This window comes from Paraburkholderia suaedae, assembly GCF_040812055.1.
Classification (GTDB): Bacteria; Pseudomonadota; Gammaproteobacteria; order Burkholderiales; family Burkholderiaceae; genus Paraburkholderia.
This window is the reverse complement of record NZ_JBFOAH010000008.1, coordinates 115,832-136,476: the sequence shown is the minus strand read 5'-3', so window position 1 is coordinate 136,476 and position 20,645 is coordinate 115,832. Positions and strand designations below refer to the sequence as shown.

Annotated in this window: 13 protein-coding genes; 6 read left to right on the top strand and 7 right to left on the bottom strand. The window is 62.0% G+C overall.

All coding sequences use genetic code 11. The features are described 5' to 3' along the window. Positions 1-50: 50 nt before the first annotated feature. The 6 genes from ABQJ48_RS13990 to acnA all read left to right on the top strand — a co-directional run bounded on the left by ABQJ48_RS13990 (position 51) and on the right by acnA (position 8,294). Positions 51-1,034, top strand: coding sequence for a malate dehydrogenase (locus ABQJ48_RS13990; RefSeq protein WP_367838599.1), 984 nt, complete (start codon positions 51-53; stop codon positions 1,032-1,034). A 179-nt stretch (positions 1,035-1,213) separates the two neighbouring features. After that, on the top strand, positions 1,214-2,230 hold the full coding sequence (locus ABQJ48_RS13985; RefSeq protein WP_367838598.1) for an HpcH/HpaI aldolase/citrate lyase family protein: 1,017 nt from the start codon (positions 1,214-1,216) through the stop codon (positions 2,228-2,230). A gap of 52 nt (positions 2,231-2,282) precedes the next feature. Next, on the top strand, positions 2,283-3,452 hold the full coding sequence (prpC, locus tag ABQJ48_RS13980; RefSeq protein WP_367838597.1) for a bifunctional 2-methylcitrate synthase/citrate synthase: 1,170 nt from the start codon (positions 2,283-2,285) through the stop codon (positions 3,450-3,452). Positions 3,453-3,552: 100 nt separating this feature from the next. Then, entirely contained in the window at positions 3,553-4,059 is a 507-nt protein-coding gene (locus tag ABQJ48_RS13975; RefSeq protein WP_367838596.1) for a hypothetical protein, read from the top strand. Between the two features lie 25 nt (positions 4,060-4,084). Then, positions 4,085-5,536: a bifunctional 2-methylcitrate dehydratase/aconitate hydratase gene (locus ABQJ48_RS13970; RefSeq protein ID WP_367838595.1), complete on the top strand. Its 1,452-nt coding sequence runs from the start codon at positions 4,085-4,087 to the stop codon at positions 5,534-5,536. Between the two features lie 40 nt (positions 5,537-5,576). After that, positions 5,577-8,294, top strand: a complete 2,718-nt coding sequence (gene acnA / locus ABQJ48_RS13965) for an aconitate hydratase AcnA (RefSeq protein ID WP_367838594.1) — start codon at positions 5,577-5,579, stop codon at positions 8,292-8,294. A gap of 105 nt (positions 8,295-8,399) precedes the next feature. Here the strand turns inward: acnA and ABQJ48_RS13960 are convergent, their stop codons facing one another. From ABQJ48_RS13960 to ABQJ48_RS13930, 7 genes are all read right to left on the bottom strand, one after another. Beyond that, entirely contained in the window at positions 8,400-9,344 is a 945-nt protein-coding gene (locus tag ABQJ48_RS13960; protein WP_367838593.1) for a hypothetical protein, read from the bottom strand. An 80-nt stretch (positions 9,345-9,424) separates the two neighbouring features. Continuing rightward, entirely contained in the window at positions 9,425-10,036 is a 612-nt protein-coding gene (locus ABQJ48_RS13955; RefSeq protein ID WP_367838592.1) for a hypothetical protein, read from the bottom strand. A gap of 350 nt (positions 10,037-10,386) precedes the next feature. Further along, positions 10,387-10,983, bottom strand: a complete 597-nt coding sequence (locus ABQJ48_RS13950) for a response regulator (protein ID WP_367838591.1) — start codon at positions 10,981-10,983, stop codon at positions 10,387-10,389. Positions 10,984-11,387: 404 nt separating this feature from the next. After that, complete coding sequence (locus ABQJ48_RS13945; RefSeq protein ID WP_367838590.1) at positions 11,388-12,512, bottom strand: OmpA family protein; 1,125 nt, start codon at positions 12,510-12,512, stop codon at positions 11,388-11,390. 96 nt (positions 12,513-12,608) lie between these two features. Continuing rightward, entirely contained in the window at positions 12,609-19,223 is a 6,615-nt protein-coding gene (locus tag ABQJ48_RS13940; protein ID WP_367838589.1) for a YadA-like family protein, read from the bottom strand. Positions 19,224-19,625: 402 nt separating this feature from the next. Then, positions 19,626-19,808 (bottom strand): hypothetical protein, encoded by a 183-nt coding sequence (locus tag ABQJ48_RS13935; RefSeq protein ID WP_367838588.1) that lies wholly within the window; start codon positions 19,806-19,808, stop codon positions 19,626-19,628. A 446-nt stretch (positions 19,809-20,254) separates the two neighbouring features. Continuing rightward, positions 20,255-20,629: an Hpt domain-containing protein gene (locus ABQJ48_RS13930; protein ID WP_367838587.1), complete on the bottom strand. Its 375-nt coding sequence runs from the start codon at positions 20,627-20,629 to the stop codon at positions 20,255-20,257. Positions 20,630-20,645 lie beyond the last annotated feature (16 nt).

Genomic DNA, 20,645 nt, shown 5'->3' with positions numbered 1-20,645 from the left:
TAGAATGGCGTTTTCCCTAGCGTCTAACGCATCGTCCTGGAGATTACTCAATGGCTAAGCCCGCAAAGCGCGTTGCCGTCACCGGCGCCGCAGGTCAAATCGCTTACTCCCTGCTGTTTCGCATCGCCAATGGCGATCTGCTCGGCAAGGATCAACCGGTCATCCTGCAATTGCTCGACCTGCCGCAAGCGCAAGGCGCCGTCAAAGGCGTCGTGATGGAACTGGATGATTGCGCATTCCCGCTGCTGTCGGGCGTCGTGATCACCGACGACCCGAAGGTCGCATTCAAGGATGCAGACGTGGCTCTGCTGGTCGGCGCGCGTCCGCGTTCGAAAGGCATGGAGCGCAAGGACCTGCTGTCGGCCAACGCTGAAATCTTCACGGTTCAAGGCAAGGCGCTGAACGAAGTTGCCAGCCGCGACGTGAAGGTGCTGGTGGTCGGCAACCCGGCTAACACGAACGCGTACATTGCAATGAAGTCGGCGCCGGATCTGCCGAAGAAGAACTTCACCGCAATGCTGCGTCTGGACCACAACCGCGCACTGTCACAACTGGCGGCCAAGTCGGGCAAGCCGGTCGCGTCGATCGAAAAGCTGGCGGTGTGGGGCAACCATTCGCCGACCATGTACCCGGACTTCCGCGTTGCAACGGCAGAAGGTCAGAGCCTGACCAAGCTGATCAACGACGAAGAATGGAACCGCAACACGTTCATCCCGACCGTCGGCAAGCGCGGTGCGGCGATCATCGAAGCCCGCGGCCTGTCGTCGGCGGCGTCGGCGGCCAACGCTGCGATCGACCACGTGCGTGACTGGATTCTCGGCACGAACGGCAAGTGGGTGACGATGGGCATTCCGTCGGACGGCTCGTATGGCATTCCGGAAGACATCATCTACGGCGTGCCCGTCACGTGCGAAAACGGCGAATATAAGCGCGTCGAAGGTCTGGAAATCGACGCATTCTCGCGCGAAAAGATGGACGGCACGCTGCAGGAACTGCTGGAAGAACGCGAAGGCGTTCAGCATCTGCTCGGCTAAGCACTGCATGCCGACTAACCGGAACTCCGAAGCGTCACCGCGGCGGGTTCCGGTTTTTTTGTGCAAATGCAGCGTTTTGCAGCTGATCCGAACGCGTTTTGCGACGGCCGCACGGCGGCCGGGCAGAACGCGCCCGAATCGGTTCTCACCAATCACTACCCACGCCCCTGACGCCGAAGATGCGCGCCCTCACACCCGCCGAAGTGCTGTTTGACGGCGAAGTGCCGCCCGCGGTACTGCCTGCCTGTGATCACTACGCCGGCAGCGAAAAGCTGATGCTGAAATCGCTCGCGTTGCAGCAGCAACTGGGGCCGGTGTTCGATATCACGCTCGATTGCGAAGACGGTGCGCAAGTCGGCCGCGAGGCGGAGCATGCGGAGCTGGTCGCGTCGCTGCTCGGTAGCGAGCACGACAGCTTCGGCCGCGTCGGCGTGCGCATTCACGACTTCGACAATGCGCATTGGCGTGACGACGTGCGCCTGATCCTTCGCGCCGCGAAGCGACCACCTACTTACATCACGCTGCCGAAAATCCGCAATGTCCCCGACGCCGCCGAGATGGTCGCGTTCATCGAGGCGACGCGGCGCGAGCTGGGCCTCGCGCAGCCCGTGCCGGTGCACTTGCTGGTCGAAACCCACGGCGCGCTCACGCGCGTGTTCGAACTGGCCGCGTTGCCGGGCGTCGAAGCGCTGAGCTTCGGCCTGATGGATTTCGTCTCCGCGCACGACGGCGCGATTCCCGACACCGCGATGCGCTCGCCGGGCCAGTTTGATCATCCGCTGGTACGGCGCGCGAAGCTGGAGATTTCGGCGGCCTGCCACGCGCACGGCAAAGTGCCGTCGCACAACGTCAGCACGGAAGTGCGCGACATGAGCGTGGTCGCGAACGACGCAGCGCGCGCTCGCAACGAATTCGGCTATACGCGGATGTGGAGCATTCACCCGGCGCAGATCGAGGCGATCGTCGCCGCGTTCGCGCCGCGCGACGAAGAAATCGCCACGGCGACCGAGATCCTGCTGGCCGCGCAGTCCGCGCAATGGGGACCGACGCGCCATCACGACACGTTGCACGACCGCGCGAGCTATCGCTATTACTGGTCGGTGCTGCGCCGCGCGCAAGCCACGGGCCGCGCCGTTGCGCAAGAGGCTGCGCCGCTCTTCGCGCAAGTAGGCGCTCACGGACAGTGCGCATCGTGAACGCGACGGTCCACGCAGCAGTTAAGAGCAAGCCAACAGGAGAAGGCGGGAGATGAGCGAGACGACGCAGGCCGCTGGCGCAGAAGGCGGCTTCAAACCGAAGAAATCCGTCGCGCTATCCGGCGTAACGGCGGGCAACACCGCACTGTGCACGGTCGGCAAGACCGGCAATGACCTGCACTACCGCGGCTACGACATTCTCGACCTCGCGAGCGCGTGCGAATTCGAAGAAATCGCGTACCTGCTGGTCCACGAAAAGCTGCCGACCCAGGCCGAACTGACTGCCTACAAAACCCGGCTCAAGAGCCTGCGCGGGCTGCCCGCGAACGTGAAGGCCGCGCTCGAATGGATTCCCGCCGCCGCGCATCCCATGGACGTGATGCGCACGGGCGTATCGGTGCTCGGCACCGTGCTGCCGGAGAAAGACGATCACAATCTGCCGGGCGCGCGCGACATCGCTGACAAGCTGATGGCTTCGCTCGGTTCGATGCTGCTGTACTGGTACCACTACTCGCATAACGGCAAGCGCATCGAGGTCGAGACCGACGACGAGTCGATCGGCGGCCACTTCCTGCATCTCTTGCATGGCGTGGAGCCGTCGAAGTCGTGGGTCGACGCGATGCATGTGTCGCTGAACCTGTACGCCGAGCATGAGTTCAACGCATCGACGTTCACTGGCCGCGTGATCGCGGGCACGGGCTCGGACATTTACTCGGCGATCACCGGCGCGATCGGTGCACTGCGCGGCCCGAAGCACGGCGGCGCCAACGAAGTCGCGTTCGAGATCCAGTCGCGCTACCAGACGCCCGACCAAGCCGAGGCGGACATCCGCCGTCGCGTCGAGAACAAGGAAGTGGTGATCGGTTTCGGCCATCCGGTGTACACGATCTCGGACCCGCGCAACAAGGTGATCAAGGAAGTCGCGCGCAAGCTCTCGAAGGAAGCGGGCAACACCAAGCTGTTCGAAATCGCCGAGCGGCTCGAATCGGTGATGTGGGACGCGAAGAAGATGTTCGCCAACCTCGACTGGTTCAGCGCGGTTTCGTATCACATGATGGGCGTGCCCACGGCGATGTTCACGCCGCTTTTCGTGATCGCGCGCACGGCCGGTTGGAGCGCGCACATCATCGAGCAGCGCATCGACAACAAGATCATCCGGCCGAGCGCGAATTACACCGGACCCGAGAATTTGAAGTACCTCCCGCTAAATAGGAGAAAATAGCGGTCGCTGTGCGCTTTCTGAGCGCGTGCAGTTCAACCCGCGCGGTCGCCAGGACCGGTAGGCCGCGCAATGTTTAACTGAAACTAGAAAGGTTTTCTCCATGAAAAAGCTGATGATCGCTGCCGTGATTGGCGCGCTGTCCACGACGATGCTGTCCGTCTCGACGAATGCCGCCGCACAACCGGCGACCACCACGAAGCCGGCTACGAAGGCTGTCGCGAAACGCCCGCAGCCGCGCCGCCTGATCAAGCGCAAGGAAAATCCCGCCAGGGAAGCGAAGGTGGATCCGGTACCGGAAGGCGCGGAAAAGTGGTCCTGCAAGGACGGCCTCGCGTTCGAAATGAAGGGCGACATGAAGCGTGATCAGATCGTCACGGTTCACTGGGCGAACAAAAACTACAATCTGCCGCGCGAAGCGACCACCACGGGCGCGGACCGTTTCCACGACGCCGCAACCGGCATGGATCTCGTCGTGATCCCGACCAAGGCGATGCTGTTCCAGGACAAGGACAGCTCGCGTCTGGCCGACGAATGCAAGACGGTAGCCATGGAGCAAGGCGCGCCGGCTCCGACGCAATCGAACGCGATCAACCGGACCGCCAACTAATCACCGCCGTCAGGAACGCTCCCCGATGTCCGCTCCGATTTCCAACGTGCGACCCGACCCGGACTCCGTCCTCGTCGATATCGTCGACTACGTTCTGGACTTTCAGGTCGACAGCACGCTCGCGCTGGAAACCGCGCGTCACTGTCTGATCGATACGCTCGGCTGCGGACTCGAGGCGCTTACCTACCCGGCCTGCACGAAGCTGATGGGACCGATCGTGCCCGGCACGATCGTTCCCAACGGCGCGAAGGTGCCGGGCACGTCGTTCCAGCTGGACCCGGTTCAGGCCGCCTTCAACATCGGCGCGATGATCCGCTGGCTCGATTTCAACGACACATGGCTCGCCGCCGAATGGGGTCATCCATCGGATAACCTCGGCGGCATTCTCGCGACAGCCGACTGGCTCTCGCGCACTGCCATCGCAGCAGGCAAATCGCCGCTGGCGATGAAAGACGTGTTGATCGCGATGATCAAGGCGCACGAAATTCAAGGCTGTATCGCGCTCGAAAACTCCTTCAACAAGGTCGGGCTCGATCATGTATTACTGGTGAAACTGGCGTCGACCGCCGTGGTGGGCCACCTGATCGGCCTCACGCGCGACGAACTGATCAACGCGGTGTCGCAGGCGTTCGTCGACGGGCACGCGCTGCGCACGTATCGCCACGCCCCGAACACCGGTTCGCGCAAGTCCTGGGCCGCGGGCGACGCGACCTCGCGCGCCGTGCGTCTCGCACTGATTTCGAAAACCGGCGAGATGGGCTATCCGTCGGTCCTCAGCGCGAAGACGTGGGGATTCTACGACGTGCTGTTCAAGGGCAACGCTTTCAGATTCCAGCGTTCGTATGGCTCGTACGTAATGGAAAACGTGTTGTTCAAGATCTCGTTCCCAGCCGAATTCCACGCGCAAACCGCCGTGGAAGCCGCGCTCACGCTGCACGCGCAATTGAAAGCGGCGGGCAAGCGGGTCGAGGACATCAGCAAGATCACGGTGCGCACCCATGAAGCCGCGATCCGCATCATCGATAAAAAAGGCCCACTGAACAATCCGGCTGATCGCGATCATTGCATCCAGTACATGATCGCCGTGCCGCTGATCCACGGCCGGCTGACGGCCGGAGATTACGAAGATTCGATTGCGCTGGACGCGCGCATCGATGTGCTGCGCGCAAAGATGGAATGTGTCGAAGACGCGCAGTTCACCAAGGATTACCACGATCCCCAGAAACGTTCGATCGCCAATGCACTGACGATCGAATTCAACGACGGCTCGAAGTTCGACGAAGTCGTAGTCGAATACCCGATCGGTCATAAGCGCCGTCGCGAAGACGGGATTCCGTTGCTGGTCGAGAAGTTCAGGACCAATCTCGCGCGGCGCTTTCCGATCAAGCAACAACTGGCGATTCTGGACGTGTCGCTCGATCAGGCAAGGCTCGAAGCCATGCCGGTCAATGAATACGTCGATCTGTACGTCATTTAGTCAAGTACTGTAGTTCCGCGATCAAACCAAGGAAAACACCATGGCCCACAACCTCCACAAAACGCTCAAGGAATTCGACAGCGGTTCCGGCACAGGCAAGTTCTACTCCCTGCCGCAACTCGGCAAGGCACTGAACATCAAGATCGACCGCCTGCCGGTTTCGATCCGTATCGTGCTGGAATCGGTGCTGCGCAACTATGACGGCAAGAAGATCGCCGAGGAACACATCACGCAACTGGCAAACTGGAAGCCGAGCGCCGCTCGCGTCGACGAAATCCCGTTCGTCGTGTCGCGCGTCGTGCTGCAAGACTTCACCGGCGTGCCGCTGCTCGCCGACATCGCCGCCATGCGCGGTGTCGCGCAGCGCGCGGGCAAGAACCCGAAGTCGATCGAGCCGCTGGTGCCGGTCGATCTGGTCGTCGATCACTCTGTGCAGATCGATCACTTCCGTGAAAAGAACGCACTCGACCTGAACATGAAACTGGAATTCCAGCGCAACAACGAGCGCTACCAGTTCATGAAGTGGGGCATGCAGGCATTCGACACGTTCAAGGTCGTGCCGCCGGGCGTCGGCATCGTTCACCAGGTGAACCTTGAATACCTCGCACGCGGCGTGCACAAGAAGGCTGACGGCGCGGACACGGTGTACTACCCGGATACGCTGGTCGGCACCGACAGCCACACCACGATGATCAACGGTATCGGCGTGGTGGGCTGGGGCGTGGGCGGCATCGAAGCTGAAGCCGGCATGCTCGGCCAGCCGGTGTACTTCCTGACGCCGGACGTGGTCGGCGTGAACCTGAAGGGCAAACTGCGCGAAGGCGTGACGGCCACCGACCTGGTGCTGACCATCACCGAATTGCTGCGCAAGGAAAAGGTTGTCGGCAAGTTCGTCGAGTTCTTCGGCGAAGGCACGCGCTCGCTGTCGCTGCCGGACCGCGCGACGATCGGCAACATGGCGCCGGAATACGGTGCAACGATGGGCTTCTTCCCTGTCGACGAAAAGACCATCGACTACTTCAAGGGCACTGGCCGTACCGACGCGGAAATCGCGGCGTTCCAGAACTACTTCAAGGCACAGAATCTGTTCGGCATTCCGAAGGAAGGCGACATCGACTTCACGAAGGTCGTCACGCTGGATCTCGGCACGGTCGCGCCGTCGCTGGCCGGTCCGAAGCGTCCGCAAGACCGCATCGAAATCGGCAATGTGAAGTCGACTTTCAGCGACCTGTTCTCGAAGCCGGTGTCGGAGAACGGCTTTGCGAAGAAGGAAGCCGATCTGGACGCGCAATATACGACGAGCAACGGCGTGAACGTGAAGAACGGCGACGTGCTGATCGCCGCGATCACGTCGTGCACGAACACGTCGAACCCGAGCGTGCTGCTGGCCGCCGGTCTGCTCGCGAAGAAGGCGGTGGAAGCCGGGCTGACGGTGGCTCCGCACATCAAGACCTCGCTGGCTCCGGGATCGCGTATCGTCACTGAATACCTGACCAAGACCGACCTGCTGAAGTACCTGGACAAGCTCGGCTTCACGCTGGCCGCTTACGGCTGCACGACTTGTATCGGCAACGCCGGCGACCTCACGCCCGAACTGAACGAAGCGATCACCAAGAACGACATCGTCGCGGCCGCCGTGCTGTCGGGCAACCGCAACTTCGAGGCGCGGATTCACCCGAACATCCGCGCGAACTTCCTCGCCTCGCCGCCGCTGGTCGTCGCTTACGCGATCGCCGGCAATATCACGCGCGACCTGATGACCGAACCGGTCGGCAAGGGCAAGGGCGGCAAGGACATCTACCTGGGCGACATCTGGCCGACCAGCGAAGAAGTCAACGAGCTGCTGAAGTTCGCGCTCGACGCCGAGGCGTTCCGCAAGAACTACGCGCAGCTCACCAAGAAGGGCGACCTGTGGAGCAAGATCGAAGGCGAAGAAGGCCAGGTCTATGACTGGCCGAAGTCGACCTACATCGCAGAGCCGCCGTTCTTCGGCGACGATTTCTCGATGACGCCGGCCGACAGCATCGCACCGGTCAAGAACGCGCGGGCACTGGGCATCTTCGGTGACTCGGTCACGACCGACCACATCAGCCCGGCTGGCTCGATCAAGGAAGATTCGCCGGCCGGCAAGTGGCTGAAGGAAAACGGCGTGCAGAAGGCCGACTTCAACAGCTACGGCTCGCGCCGCGGCAACCACGACGTGATGATGCGCGGCACGTTCGCGAACGTCCGGATCAAGAATCTGATGATCCCGGCGCGGGCAGACGGCTCGCGCGTTGAAGGCGGACTGACGATTCATCAGCCGAGCGGCGTACAGCAGTCGATCTACGACGCAGCCATGAAGTACATCGAGGCGGGCACGCCGACCATCGTGTTCGCGGGCGAAGAGTACGGCACGGGCTCCTCGCGCGACTGGGCGGCGAAGGGTACGCAACTGCTGGGCGTGAAGGCCGTGGTCGCACGCAGCTTCGAGCGGATTCACCGTTCGAACCTGGTCGGCATGGGCGTTCTGCCGCTGCAGTTCAAGGGTTCGGATAGCGTGCAGTCGCTCGGCATCACCGGCGAAGAAACGTACGACATCGAAGGCCTCGGTGCGGACTTCAAGCCGCAACAGGAGGTCACGCTGGTGATTCGCGGCAAGGACGGCAGCGAGAAGCGCGTGCAGGTGCTGCTGCGCATCGACACGCCGATCGAAGTCGACTACTACAAGCACGGCGGGATTTTGCCGTTCGTGCTGCGTTCGCTGCTGGCCGCTTAAGCGCGGCGGTAAGGCAAACGGCTCGGCTGTTTTGCAGGGGCTGCGTCCTGTGGAGGGCGCAGCCGATTTTGAGCCCGACCTCTGGTCGGGCTTTTTTTTCGCCGCTCAGTTTGGGGCGCTGAGGGCGGTGAAGGCGCTGAAGGCGGACGGGTTGTCGGTGATCCGACGCTGCGTCATGCGGGCGCTCCAATCCATGTCGCTCGAGGCGGCCGCGCTCGGCTTTGTCCGCGCGGCGCTGCGGGCGCGGTCGTGCTGGTGCAACGTGCGCCAGTCGAGCCATTCGTTGCCGAAGGGGTCGCCGGCGGGCGTGTCGGTGGCGTCTGGCGATGGGGGCGCGAGCCATTCGGGCTGCGCCGACGCGGCGGAATCCAGGGCTGGGCGAATCGCGGCCGTTGTCGCGCGCAGTTGGTCGAACTGCGGTTCGCTTGGGCGCGGGGATGTCGGTTTGGTGATGGTGCGGGGCTTGATCGGCCGCGCCGCTTCCTGCGACGGTTTCCACGGGCTTTTTGGTTCGGTTTTGGGGTCGGTTTTCGGCTGCGTTCGAAGCAAGGCCTTTGGCGTCCGGGCGGCCGCCGCGCGCACGCTCGTCGCCGGCTTCGGCCCGGCTTCAACGGACGGCTGCGCCGTTCTGGCCGACGCTTGCGGCTGCGTTGCGGTCGCCATCGCCGGAGACTCCCGGGCGATTCCGATCATTCCGGGCTTGTCGGCGTCGTGCGTCGCAGTGGCCGTCAACAACCAGGCAAGCGCAATGCCGCAAGCCGCCAGGATCGCTCCCCCCAACATCCGGTCCGCAGGTGACGAAGAGCAGCGCATCGTCCCCATCGCGAGGTAGTGCCTGGATTCATCCATCTGCGTATCGAAATACGATGAATTGTCGCGTGGCTTCGGCAGCTCGTAGATAAAGCGGGAGTGCTGTCGCGGCGCAAATGCAAGGCGACGCTCGTGCGGCGACGTGCGCCGCGCGACTTCCCGGAACGTTTGATGCGCAAGGGTGACTGCCGCCGCTTGCAGCCGAGGTTGCGCCGCGTTGGGCGGCGGCCAGCGGGACACGCCGTAAGGCGGCGGCAAACCGCGCAGTGACCGTGCGTTCGGTAGTGCCACGTCGCCTTGAATCAAGGCCAGCGGTCGATTCATGGGTGCGTGTCCGGACGTGCGCCAGGCGCGGTGCCTAGTTGCTCGACCAAATTCCTGGCGCGGTGGATCAACGTCTGAATAGCGCCGATGTCATGGTCCAGTGGCGAAGCACTCGCCCGGCGCAATGCTTCTGTCAAAGCGCGCGCGCCGACCAGCCCGACCGCGCCGCTCAATCGATGCAACAGCCCGCGGACATGGACGGGGTCGCGCCGGCAATGCAATGCGCTAGCCAGGGCGTGGAGGTCGTCGTTCATTGCATCGCGCCAACCGATCAGGAACGCGGCAAGGTCGATGCCTTCTTCGGATAGTGCGTCCAGGTAGCTTTGCTCGAAGGGTTCGGAGTTGGTGGGATGGGTGGGTTCGGTGTGGGCGGTGGTGTCTGCGAGGCCGGCGACTTCCGCTGACTGGCCGCGGCAGGCCGGTTCGTTCGCGATTGCCTGGCTTTCTCCGGTCGGACGCCGCAGCGCTGCTAGCAAGAGGCACGTGCCAATCAACGCCGCGATGACCTCGATCGACAGCGCCTGTAACCCACGCTGCTGTGCAGCCGCCGCGCCTTGCGCGTGCTTTCCGGACCCGTCCAAAACGGGGAGTCGATTGTCATTCGACACGGAGGCAGGCGCTGCATGAGAACCGTTGCTGTTTTGTGACGCGACGTCATGGACCCCCTGCTCACGATTAGTCGGAACACTGACTGTGGCGGACCCCGCCGAATGACGCGAACCATGCGCGACCACCCGTTGCGGCGTGTGGTCGGCGGCCGGCGCCGCATCGGCGCGTGCCGAAAACGCCCAAGGCCATGCGAATGCAAACAGACAACCGGACAGCGTTGCCAGCTGAATTGCAGCCTGCGACGCCGAATGAAAGCGAGGATGACGAGGACCCTCGACAAAGCCCGCCGCACGATGACTTGCACCGGCGGAAGAACTCAGCGGGCCGATATCTTTCATAGCCCGCAATTTCAGTCGATCAGCTTATGCATCGAAGCAAACTCGATCAGCGCCGCCAACGATGACAGCCCGAGCTTCTCCTGAATGCGGCTTTTGTAGGTGCTCACAGTCTTGTCGCTGAGAAAAAGGCGGCCCGCAATGTCGCGATTGCTGGCGCCGCGCACCAGGTGTTGCAACACTTCGACCTCACGTGCCGACAGGGACTTTAGTCCGTTGTCGGACGCAGCATGGGTCGTATCCACCGGAAAGCACTCGTAACCGAATAGCACCGTTTTGAGCGCGGTGATTAATTCGCTGATTTCCCGACCCTTGCTGACATAACCATTGGCACCGGCATTACGCGTATAGGTGGCCATGACATGCTCCGGCTTTGCCGATAACACGAGAATACTGGTTTTCAAATTCTGCGCACGAATGCGACGGATCATGGATAAACCATCAAGGCGCGGTAAATCGAGATCGAGAATGACTAGATCGGGGCACTCCGCCAGCACCATTCGCAGGCCGTCCTCTCCATCGCCGCACTCGCCCACCATATCCAGCTCAGGATCGGCGCGCAATACGTTTGCGATCGTTCCACGAATGATTGGATGGTCGTCGATAATCATGATTCTCTTCATTTACGACTCGCCTTTCAATCAGTGGGCATTATACGAATCGAACTGGCAAAGATGAGACAGGGTTAAATAGTATCAACTTTGTCTTGCGTATTTTTCGGCAATATTGAGTGAAATTTCCGCAACATTGAAGTGATTGTCCTTTTCGAAGCGATTGCGGTTCCGTGCTCATTTGTGAATGCGGCGCCGGACGCACGCACGCAGGATGCCCTGCGCGCGGTCGGAATGGCGCGGTACTTAAGCTGCGGTTTTAGAGAAAAAACGCGTTCGGAGAATAGCGACCATTCCCCTCCTGCGGGAATAAGAACGCGAGCATAGTTCGCGCTCCTAACTCCCGTCTCGCATTCGATCGTCAAAGGCAATGACCGCCCATGCCGAGCCGGTCATTGGAGATCTCACTGTTCCTGCTGCGATTGCTTATCGAGCAACGGATGCTGCGATTGGATGCCTTGACTCTTTGGCACATCCGATGCCCGCGGACCAGCACGAGTAAAGTCGAGCTCGACGCGACGGTTTGGCGCCAGGCAGTCGATCAGCGCCTGACGGTTGCGGTCGTTACACTGCACCACCGGCTCTTCCTTGCCACGGCCACTCGCTGTTATCGGCGTCTTCACACCACCGTTCTGCAGATACCGTTTAACGGTCTCAGCACGCTTGGCCGACAACTTACGGTTGTAGCTGTCGCTACCGAGGCGGTCCGTAAAGCCTTCAATACGGATGTCTGTCACGTCGTCGACCTGACTCAGGTCGTGCAGCAACTGGTCGAGCTTGGCCTTGCCGCCCGGCAGCATGCCGGCCAGATCGCCGCGATCAAACTTGAATGTCGCGTCGGCTTGCAACGTGATCTTTGCCGGAATCGCATCAGGCTTGGCGAGTGGCGGCGGCGCGCAGGCTGACAGCGCCGCCCCGATACCAGGCAAGCCGCTTTCGACGCCGTCCACGATGCGCTGGCTCGCGCTGAAGTCGCGCGTCCAAGCTTCGTGCCCTGCGTGAATCAATTGAACTTCGGAGCACGCCGTCAAACGCTGCGCCTGCTGACACTGCGGAAACTGTGGCGACGTCTTCGCTGCGAGGATCTGCTTCCACAGGTCCGGGCGGATTACCGAAGCCGTGCGCAACGCCGGGTTGTCGACTGAAAGGCCCTGACCGGTTTCCAGCGCCTTGGTCAGCCGGTCGGCTTCGACCAGTGCTTCCTCGACGAACCCCCACCCGTCGTGGAGCGAACGCTCGTCTTGAGCCGCGTCCAGCCAGCACTGCGCCTTGTCGCCGAAGTAGTTGTCCGACCGCTCGCCCAATGCGTTCAGTCGGGCCTTGACCGAAGCCAACGTCGCGGCACTCTTCACGCCACCATACGTCTGGATCCACTGCGGCGTCACGGCGCCGGCGGCCTGTTCCTGCGTCGCCTGGAAGCCGGTTTGCAGTACCGTAGGATCCTGGATCTGCAGCCGATCGCGCGTCGCGGACGACGAACATCCGGCGAGCATCGCGGCGAGCGCGATGGCAATTAACGAATACTTCATCTCTGTCTCTCATGGAAAGAGGGTCGCACGGAAGCTCCCCGTACGACCCAGACGGCTAACGACTCAAGCCTCTATTCAAAGCCTCGTGGGATTCGTCTAGTTGCCGAGGACGATGCCGATACCAGCACGGACGATGGTGCTATTACCGCCGGAACTGGACACGCCGAGGTTGTAGTTGATCGTGCCCTTCTCGTTCCAGCGGGAGATGCCCAGGCCGACAGCCTGGTAGCCACGGTAGTTGGCGATACCTGCGTTCAACGTGGTGCGGCCCGGCAGGTACGGCGTGACGATGTTCAGCGCGGACGCTGAAGCGATACCCTTGGCGGCGTTCCGGTCGACGTTGTTGATCGTGCTGTTCATGTTGCCCATGGCACTGTTCAACTGATTCACGTTGACCGCGTCGGTGCCCTGCGTGCCGGCCGCAAGATTGGTGATCTGACGCTCCGCGCCGGCCGAACCCACCGATACAGAGTTGTCACGGTCCGTCGTCGAGTTCGCACCGAGCGCGACTGCGTTGTCATTCGGAGCCGAAGCGCCGGCCCCGAGCGCGACGGAGTTTGCTCCCGATGTGACCGCGCTCTTGCCGATTGCGATCGCCGCCGTACCGGTTGCCGCAGCGCCGTTGCCGATTGCAATTGCATCCGTACCGGACGCAACGGCAGCGCTAGCGGTCGTGCCGGCCTCCGGCGAGCCGACCGTGAAGTAGTTGTTGCCGCCCTCAGTCGGAACGCTGAGGTTTTTGACCTCGTCAAGGAGCGCAGAGAACTGTCCGTAGTTGACCGCATCCGTCGCATTCGAGCCCGCCGCCACGTTCGTCAGCACAACTTGATCAGTCGCGTTCGTGCCGCCTAGAGTTACCTGCTTCTTCGACGAATCATCGTAGGCGACCGCGTTCTGGGTGCCGCCACTGCCCGGGTTGTTAGACACGTAGTCGGAGACATACGACTGCATCTGTCTAAGGTTGACGGCGTCAGTCGGATCCAGTCCGTCGGCTACATTCCTCAACCGGGTCGCATCGCCATTCGGGTTGAAGGTCAGCGTCTTCCTGGTGGCGTCGTCATATGAGACGAACGAGTTGGTGGGATTGCCAGACGAGTCGACGGTCAAACCAGCGTCCTTCAATTGCTTGAGGTTCACTGCTTCGTCGTCGGCCGTGGCGGCCGCCAAGTTCGCGATCGTCACTGCCGGCTTCGAGGCGTTGCCCGTGCCGCCCAAGGTCAGCTTGTCGTGCGCGGACGTGTCATAGATCACGCCATCCGGATTGCCACCCGTAACGATCGCCGCGTTGAGCGCGGAAATTGCCGAATCGACGCCCGTGTACGAGTTGTCACCGACGGTATAGACCGGTTTGCTAACCTGACCGTCAGAGCCCACCGCCGAACCACCGCCCAGCGCGGCTGCCGCGCTGTTCATCGCGCCGTACAGTTGCGAGCCGTTGATCGCCTGCTTGCTGTTCGACGCGACCTGCCCAGCACCGACATTCGCCAGGACCACCGGCGTTGTCGAACCGATGCCGCCGAACGTGACCGTTTGCCTGGTCGTATCGTCATAGGCCACGAACGCATTAGTCGCGTTGCCGCTGCTGTCGAGTGTCATGCCCATCGACTTCAGTTGGCTGACGTTCACGGCGTCGGTGTCCGCGACGCCGTTTGCCAGGTTCGACACCGTCACCGCCGCGCCGCCCTTGTTCAGGGTGAGTTTGTCATGCGACGGCGTGTCGTAAATGACCGCGTCAGCCGAACCGCTGCTGGCCGATGCACTGATCGCAGCATTCATCTGCGCCAGGTTGACCGCGTCGGTATCCTGAACGCCGGCAGCGACGTTGATGATCTGCCTCTGCGTGGCGGAGTTGCCCACCGAAACTGCATTGGCACGGTCGGCGATTGAACCGTAGCCGATCGCGACACCGTTCGCGGCGCTGGCTGTGGAATTTGATCCCAGCGCAAGACCGCTGGTGCCGGTGTCGGTGACGAACGCGTTGTAGCCGAGCGCGACCGCACCGGCGCCCGCGGTGAAGGCATAAGCACCCAGCGCCAACGCATTGGTTGAATTGACCCGGGTGTTGTAGCCGATGGACACTGAGTTGGCCGAATCCACGCCGACGATCGAACTCGCGCCAATGGCGGTCGCGTTCGCCGACAATGCGGCCGCGCCCGAACCGACCGCCGTGCCAAAGTCGCTGGCCACGCCAGCACGCGCCCCGAGCGCCAGCGCATTGGAACCGGCCGCTGCCGCCGCCGGGCCGATCGCCATGGCGTTCATGTCTTCCGACGCACTCGTGGTGGTTCCCTGAACCGTGTTCGAACTCACCGCGATGTAGCTCAACACCGCAGACGGGCTTTGCATCATCGATTTCGCGCCACCGGTCGACCCGCTCGTGAGCTGAGTCTGCAATGCGTCCAGTTGCGCCACCGTTGCCGCGTCGGTTGGATTGATACCGTTCGCAACGTTCGTGATGCGCATTTGCAGATTGCGGTTGCCAACGGACACCGTATTGGGCGCATCCGTCTGGGCATTCACGCCAAGCGCGGTCGAGTTGTCAAACGTTGAACTTGAGCCCGAACCGATCGCCAGCGTCCCATTACCTGACGCATATGAGGCGCCACCAATTGCAATGGCATTGTTGCCTCCCGCCACCGCGTCGGCATCAGTCGACACAACCTTGATGTACTTCAGACCGGTCGAGAAAGTCGTGTTCATCTGACCCATCTCGCCATCGACCGCGGACAGTGCCGAGCCAACATTGTCAAAGGTTTGGCCGCTGATCACGTACGACGGCCGGGAGAGTGTGCCGTCAGGGAGAACGCCCGCACCACCACCCGCGACGTCCGCGGCTGATTGCGCAAGATTGTAGAGCTGCGCGCCGGTCACCGCGTCGCTGCTCGACGCAGCGACCTGACCCTGTGCGACGTTCGTCAACAGAACCGGCACGGTTGAGCCGGCGCCGCGCAGCGAGATTTTGTCCTTTGTGTCATCGTCGTACGAGACAAAGGCATTCGTTACGTTGCCCTCGCTGTCGACATTGCCGCCCAGCGCGCGCAACTGCCCGAGGTTCACCGCGTCGGTGTTGCTCGTGGCATTGGCCACGTTGACGATCTGGCGTTCCGCACCGACCGCGCCCACCGACACCGAGTTCGCACGGTTTGCCACCGAGTTGGAACCCAGCGCGACCGAGTTGTCCGCCGTTGCGCTCGCCGCGCCGCCGATTGCCACCGCGTCCGCACCGGTTGCCGACGAATCGGCCAGCGTCGAATTGGTGTGGAAATACTTGATGCCGCCACCGTCGACAACCACGTTGTTAATGACGTTGGTGATGTTCGTCATGTTGCCGGCGACGTTTGCGAGATCGCCCGCCACGCTCGCGACGTTGGCATTGGTGCTGTAAAGCTGGCTGCCGTTGACTGCGTCCAGACTGGTGTCGCTGAGCTCGCCCGCTTTCACGTTCGCGATCCTGGTGCCCTCGGCACCTTTGAGCGTGATCGAGCCGAGCGTGGTGTCGTCGTACGCGACAAAGCTGTTCGCCGCATTGCCGTCGCTGTCGAGAACCATGCCCAGTTTCTTGAGCTGGCCGATGTTGACCGCGTCGTCGTCCGCCACCCCGCCGGCAACGTTCGACAGCGTGACCGGCGGTGCCGAACCGCCCGCGCCGCCCAACGTCAGCCTGGTGTGGTCGGAAGTGTCGTATTGAACCGAGTTGGCCATCGAAGCCGAAAGGGCCGAGCCGACGTCGGCGTAAGTGTGGCCGCCAATCGCAAAACCCGGAGCCTTGATCGTGCCGTCGGCGTTCACGGCTGCTCCGCCGCCGATCGCATCTGCCAGACCCGACAACTGGCCGACGTTCACCGCGTCCGTGTTGCTGGTACCCGCCGCTACGTTGATGATCTGGCTCTGCATGGTGGCGTTACCCACTGAGACCGCGTTGGCACGGTCGGCGATTGCGCCGTAGCCGATCGCCACACCGTTCGCGGCGCTCACCGTGGAATTCGCTCCGAGCGCGAGGCCGTAGATACCCTGGTCCCTGACAAACGCGTTGTAGCCGAGCGCGACCGCACCGGCGCCGGCAGTGAAGGCATAAGCACCCAGCGCCAATGCGTTGGTTGAGTTGACCCGCGTGTTGTAGCCGATGGACACCGAGTTAGCCGATTCCACGCCAACGATCGAACTAGCGCCAACGGCGGTCGCGTTCGCCGACAATGCGGCCGCGCCCGAACCGACGGCCGTGCCAAAGTCACTGGGCACACCAGCACGCGCGCCGACCGCCAGCGCATTGGACCCGGCCGCCACCGCCGCCGGACCGATCGCCATCGCGTTCATGTCTTCCGACGCGCTCGTGGCGGTTCCCTGAACCGTGTTCGAACTCACCGCAATGTAGCTCAACACCGCAGCCGGGCTTTGCATCATTGATTTCGCGCCACTGGTCGACCCACTCGTGAGCTGACTCTGCAACGCGTCGAGTTGCGCCATCGTCGCCGCGTCGGTCGGATTGATACCGTTCGCAACGTTCGTGATGCGCATTTGCAGATTGCGGCTGCCAACGGACACCGTATTGGGCGCATCCGTCTGGGCATTCACGCCGATCGCGGTCGAGTTGTCGAAGGTTGCACTCGAACCTGAACCGATTGCCAGCGACCCGTTACCAGACGCCAGCGCAGCGCCGCCGATGGCCACCGATTCCGAGCCGCCTGCCACCGCAACGCTCTGGTCTGATACGACCTTGACATACTTCGACTCGTTGACGAGGTCGCCCGCAGCCGTATTGAGCGCCGCCAGTGCAGCGCCGATGTTGTCGTAGGTGGTGCCACTGATCTCGTAGCCCGGTGCGGTGATGGTGCCGTCCGCGTTCACCGCCGCGCCGGCGCCCAATGCGGAAGCAAGACCGCTGGCGCTCTTGTACAGCTGATCGCCGTTCACCGCGTCCGTGCTGCCAAGCGCGATCTGGCCTGCCGCCAGATTCGTCACGAGAACCTGGGGCTGCGTCGCCGCGCCGCCAAGCGTGACCTTGTCATGCACCGGTGAGTCGTAGGCGACCGAGTCGGAGCCGCTGCCAATCGACGCATTGCGGATAGCCGTATTCATCTGCTCGACGTTGACTGCGTCCGTTTCCGCAGTGCCTTGCGCCACATTGATGAGCTGACGCTCCGAACCTGCCGCACCGAACGATACCGCGTTCTGACGATCCGCCACCGAGTTCGCGCCCAACGCAACCGAATTGGCAGCCGATGATACGGCCGCCCCGCCGATTGCCACCGAATCGGCACCGTCTGCCGACGAATCGGCCGACGACGAATTGGCGTGGAAATACTTGATGCCCTGCGTGTTAAGGTCGCCAACGTTCGCTGCGAGCTGACTCAAGTTCTGGTTCGTTTCGTACAACTGAGCGCCGTTGACTGCATCACTACTCGCGGCGGAGAGATCGCCCGCGGCTACGTTGGTCAGCTTGACGGGCGTCGGCGCGCCCACACCGCCCAGCGTCAGCATGTCCTTGTCAAGGGTGTCGTACTTCACCATGAGTGGAGAGCCCGCGACACCGTTGGCCACGATCTGGTTGACGACGTTGGTCACGTTGGCCAGATTGCCCGATACGCCGGCCACATCGTTCGCGACGTTCGTCACATTCTGATTGGTCTCGAACAGCTGCGAGCCGTTCACGGCATCCGTGCTCAGCGCACTGGAGATGTCGCCCTTTGCCAGGTTCGTGATCTTCGTGCCTTGCGCGCCCTTGAGCACGATCAGGTCCGCTGCGGAGCTGTTGTATGTCACCGGATTGTCGACGCCGCCGTTAGCGTTGACGCTGTCGATCGCCGCGTCCAGCTGCGCCACGTTGACCGCGTCGGTCGCCGCAACGCCCGCTGTGACATTGGTGATCTGCCTCGTGTAACTGGTCGTGCCGTCCGCGGATACATAGCCGACCGACACAGTGTCGGCACGGGTAGCCTGCGAGCCCGCGCCAAGCGCCACCGAATTGATCGCCAACGCGGCGGCGTTCGCGCCGTATGCGCTGGAATTGCTCACGAGCGCCCGCGCCGACGGTCCCGATGCCACTGAGTCCGACCCCAAGGCCTGCGCGTCGGTCGACGCGTTACTCGACGCGGACGCCGCGGTGAAATATCGCGTGCGTTGATAAAGCTGGTTGCCATTTACCGCATCCGAGCTCGCCGACGAGACGTTGCCGTCCGCCAGATCGGTGATTTTGTTGCCTGTCATGTCGACGGCATTGAGCATACTGATGCCGCCCATGCCCTTGAGCTCCAGGCGGCCATCGTCATACCCGGTGACGCGAGCCGTGATGTTGCCGCTGTCGAAGCCCCACGCGCCGTTGGTGGCTGCCGAGTTGTTCAGCGAGAAAGACATGTGGTCCGCCGAACCGTTGCTCGCTCCGCAATTCATGATGCCGACGGCGCTGGACAGCGTTCCCCAAGACGAGCCGATCCCGTTCACGCCGCCGGGGCAGAGCTCGAGACCGCCGTTGCCTACCGTTGCCTGAGCTGCGGCCATACCCGGCAGCATGGCCAGACCGACTGCGCCGATAGCCATTGCGATCGGCATGAACGCAGCCCTCAGAGGCGTGGCCGGACGGCTCGCTGTCTCCCGGTGGACGCAAACCGTCCGTGACGATGCGCTTGCCGTACCGCAATGCGTTCTCGCAGTCTCGGGCGCGGCGACCCACGTTCCGGATACGTCATTCCAGACGCTAATATACGACTTGTTCATAAATTCCCTAGATGTAAGGCAAGCCCCGCATGCAGTTCGATTTGAGAAATCGTGCGTACACGCTTCCCGCAAAAAAACTGGCCGGCACTTTGAAGAGGCTCGACTCAAAGTTTTTCAACGCTCTGCAAATCTAACCGTGAGCTTTATCCCTAAAAATCAGGGAATGCGTAAATCGTGTAGGAATTATCTGTATAAGGACGCGAGAAATCGCAATCGACTCTACCGAGCATGCCTGGCTTGAGTCTGGACGATTTGGGCCTGCTAAGGAAAAGCGCAGCAATGCGCGACATTCGTCGCGTCTTTGCAACACGAAGCCCACAATAAATTTGTTTAACGTTTTATATGTCCATCGGCATGCGGAATTACAGCATCTATATTGGGAAACTTCGCAAATCTGCGAGATCAAATCGCCCCTATACTTTGATCAACACAGTTCTCGCGGCCTTTTAGAAAATGAAACTTCAACTTAATTTTTACAGGCAACAGAGACTTCTCAGCAATCAAGTGCAGTCGCCACCATTTTTCAGAATTGACGACTTCTAGTTCAGAAGAACCATGAGGTTTTGCAAATTCGCGCTTGGGCATGATGCTGTTCGGTGAGACGATGCCCAAGCAGACCGCCGGCACTGAAACGGAAATGTTGGCAAGGACACAGCGACCAACACTTGGCACGCGAAAATCGCCGCCGAGACTTCAACGACGAATGCGGACGAAACGAAGAAGCTGGGCGCACACAACACAGCGACACACAACACAACGACAATATCGGCAACTTAAACTTGCCAGGTTAGCGATATCCATCGCCATCGCCGCGCTGGCGGATTGTTGAGTGTAGCGAGCACCCAGAACAGCTCTGCCATGCCGACATCGCGCTGGTGCGCGCCGTGCTCGACGCGCTGCTGCCCGCGGTGCCCAGCGATATCACCAGCGCAAAATGTTGGGCAACCCAAAATGTTCGGCAGCCCATGTGGTGGTGCGCGCCAGTACCGCTGCGAACTGCCCGCACAGTCTCGCAGCAGCCCGCGCGTCGTTCAGCGCCGGGCGATACCGCCCACCGCTGCGTCGATAGAAACGTTCAACTGGACCACTGCATCGACCACGAGCCTCAAAAGCACGACGGCCTCCGCATGCCGTTGTTCGCGGGCTGCCGCTTCCAGCTCGATCAGCAATGCGATCAGTTCGCCATTGGCTAGCAGACGCGCCGAACCGGCGATCCGGTGGGCCGCGCCGGCGACGTCATCCCACGACGAGGCCCTGCTACCGGCTTGCAAAGACGCCAGTGTCGTTCGATTAGTTTCGGCGATCATCTCGAGCAGACGCATCGCCATCACCTGATCGTCTGCGGCCAGTTCGAGTGCCTTTTCGTGCAGCGCTTGCGCGTCGCCTGACAGTCGGGAACGGTCCATCGCGCCGGCGGCCCTG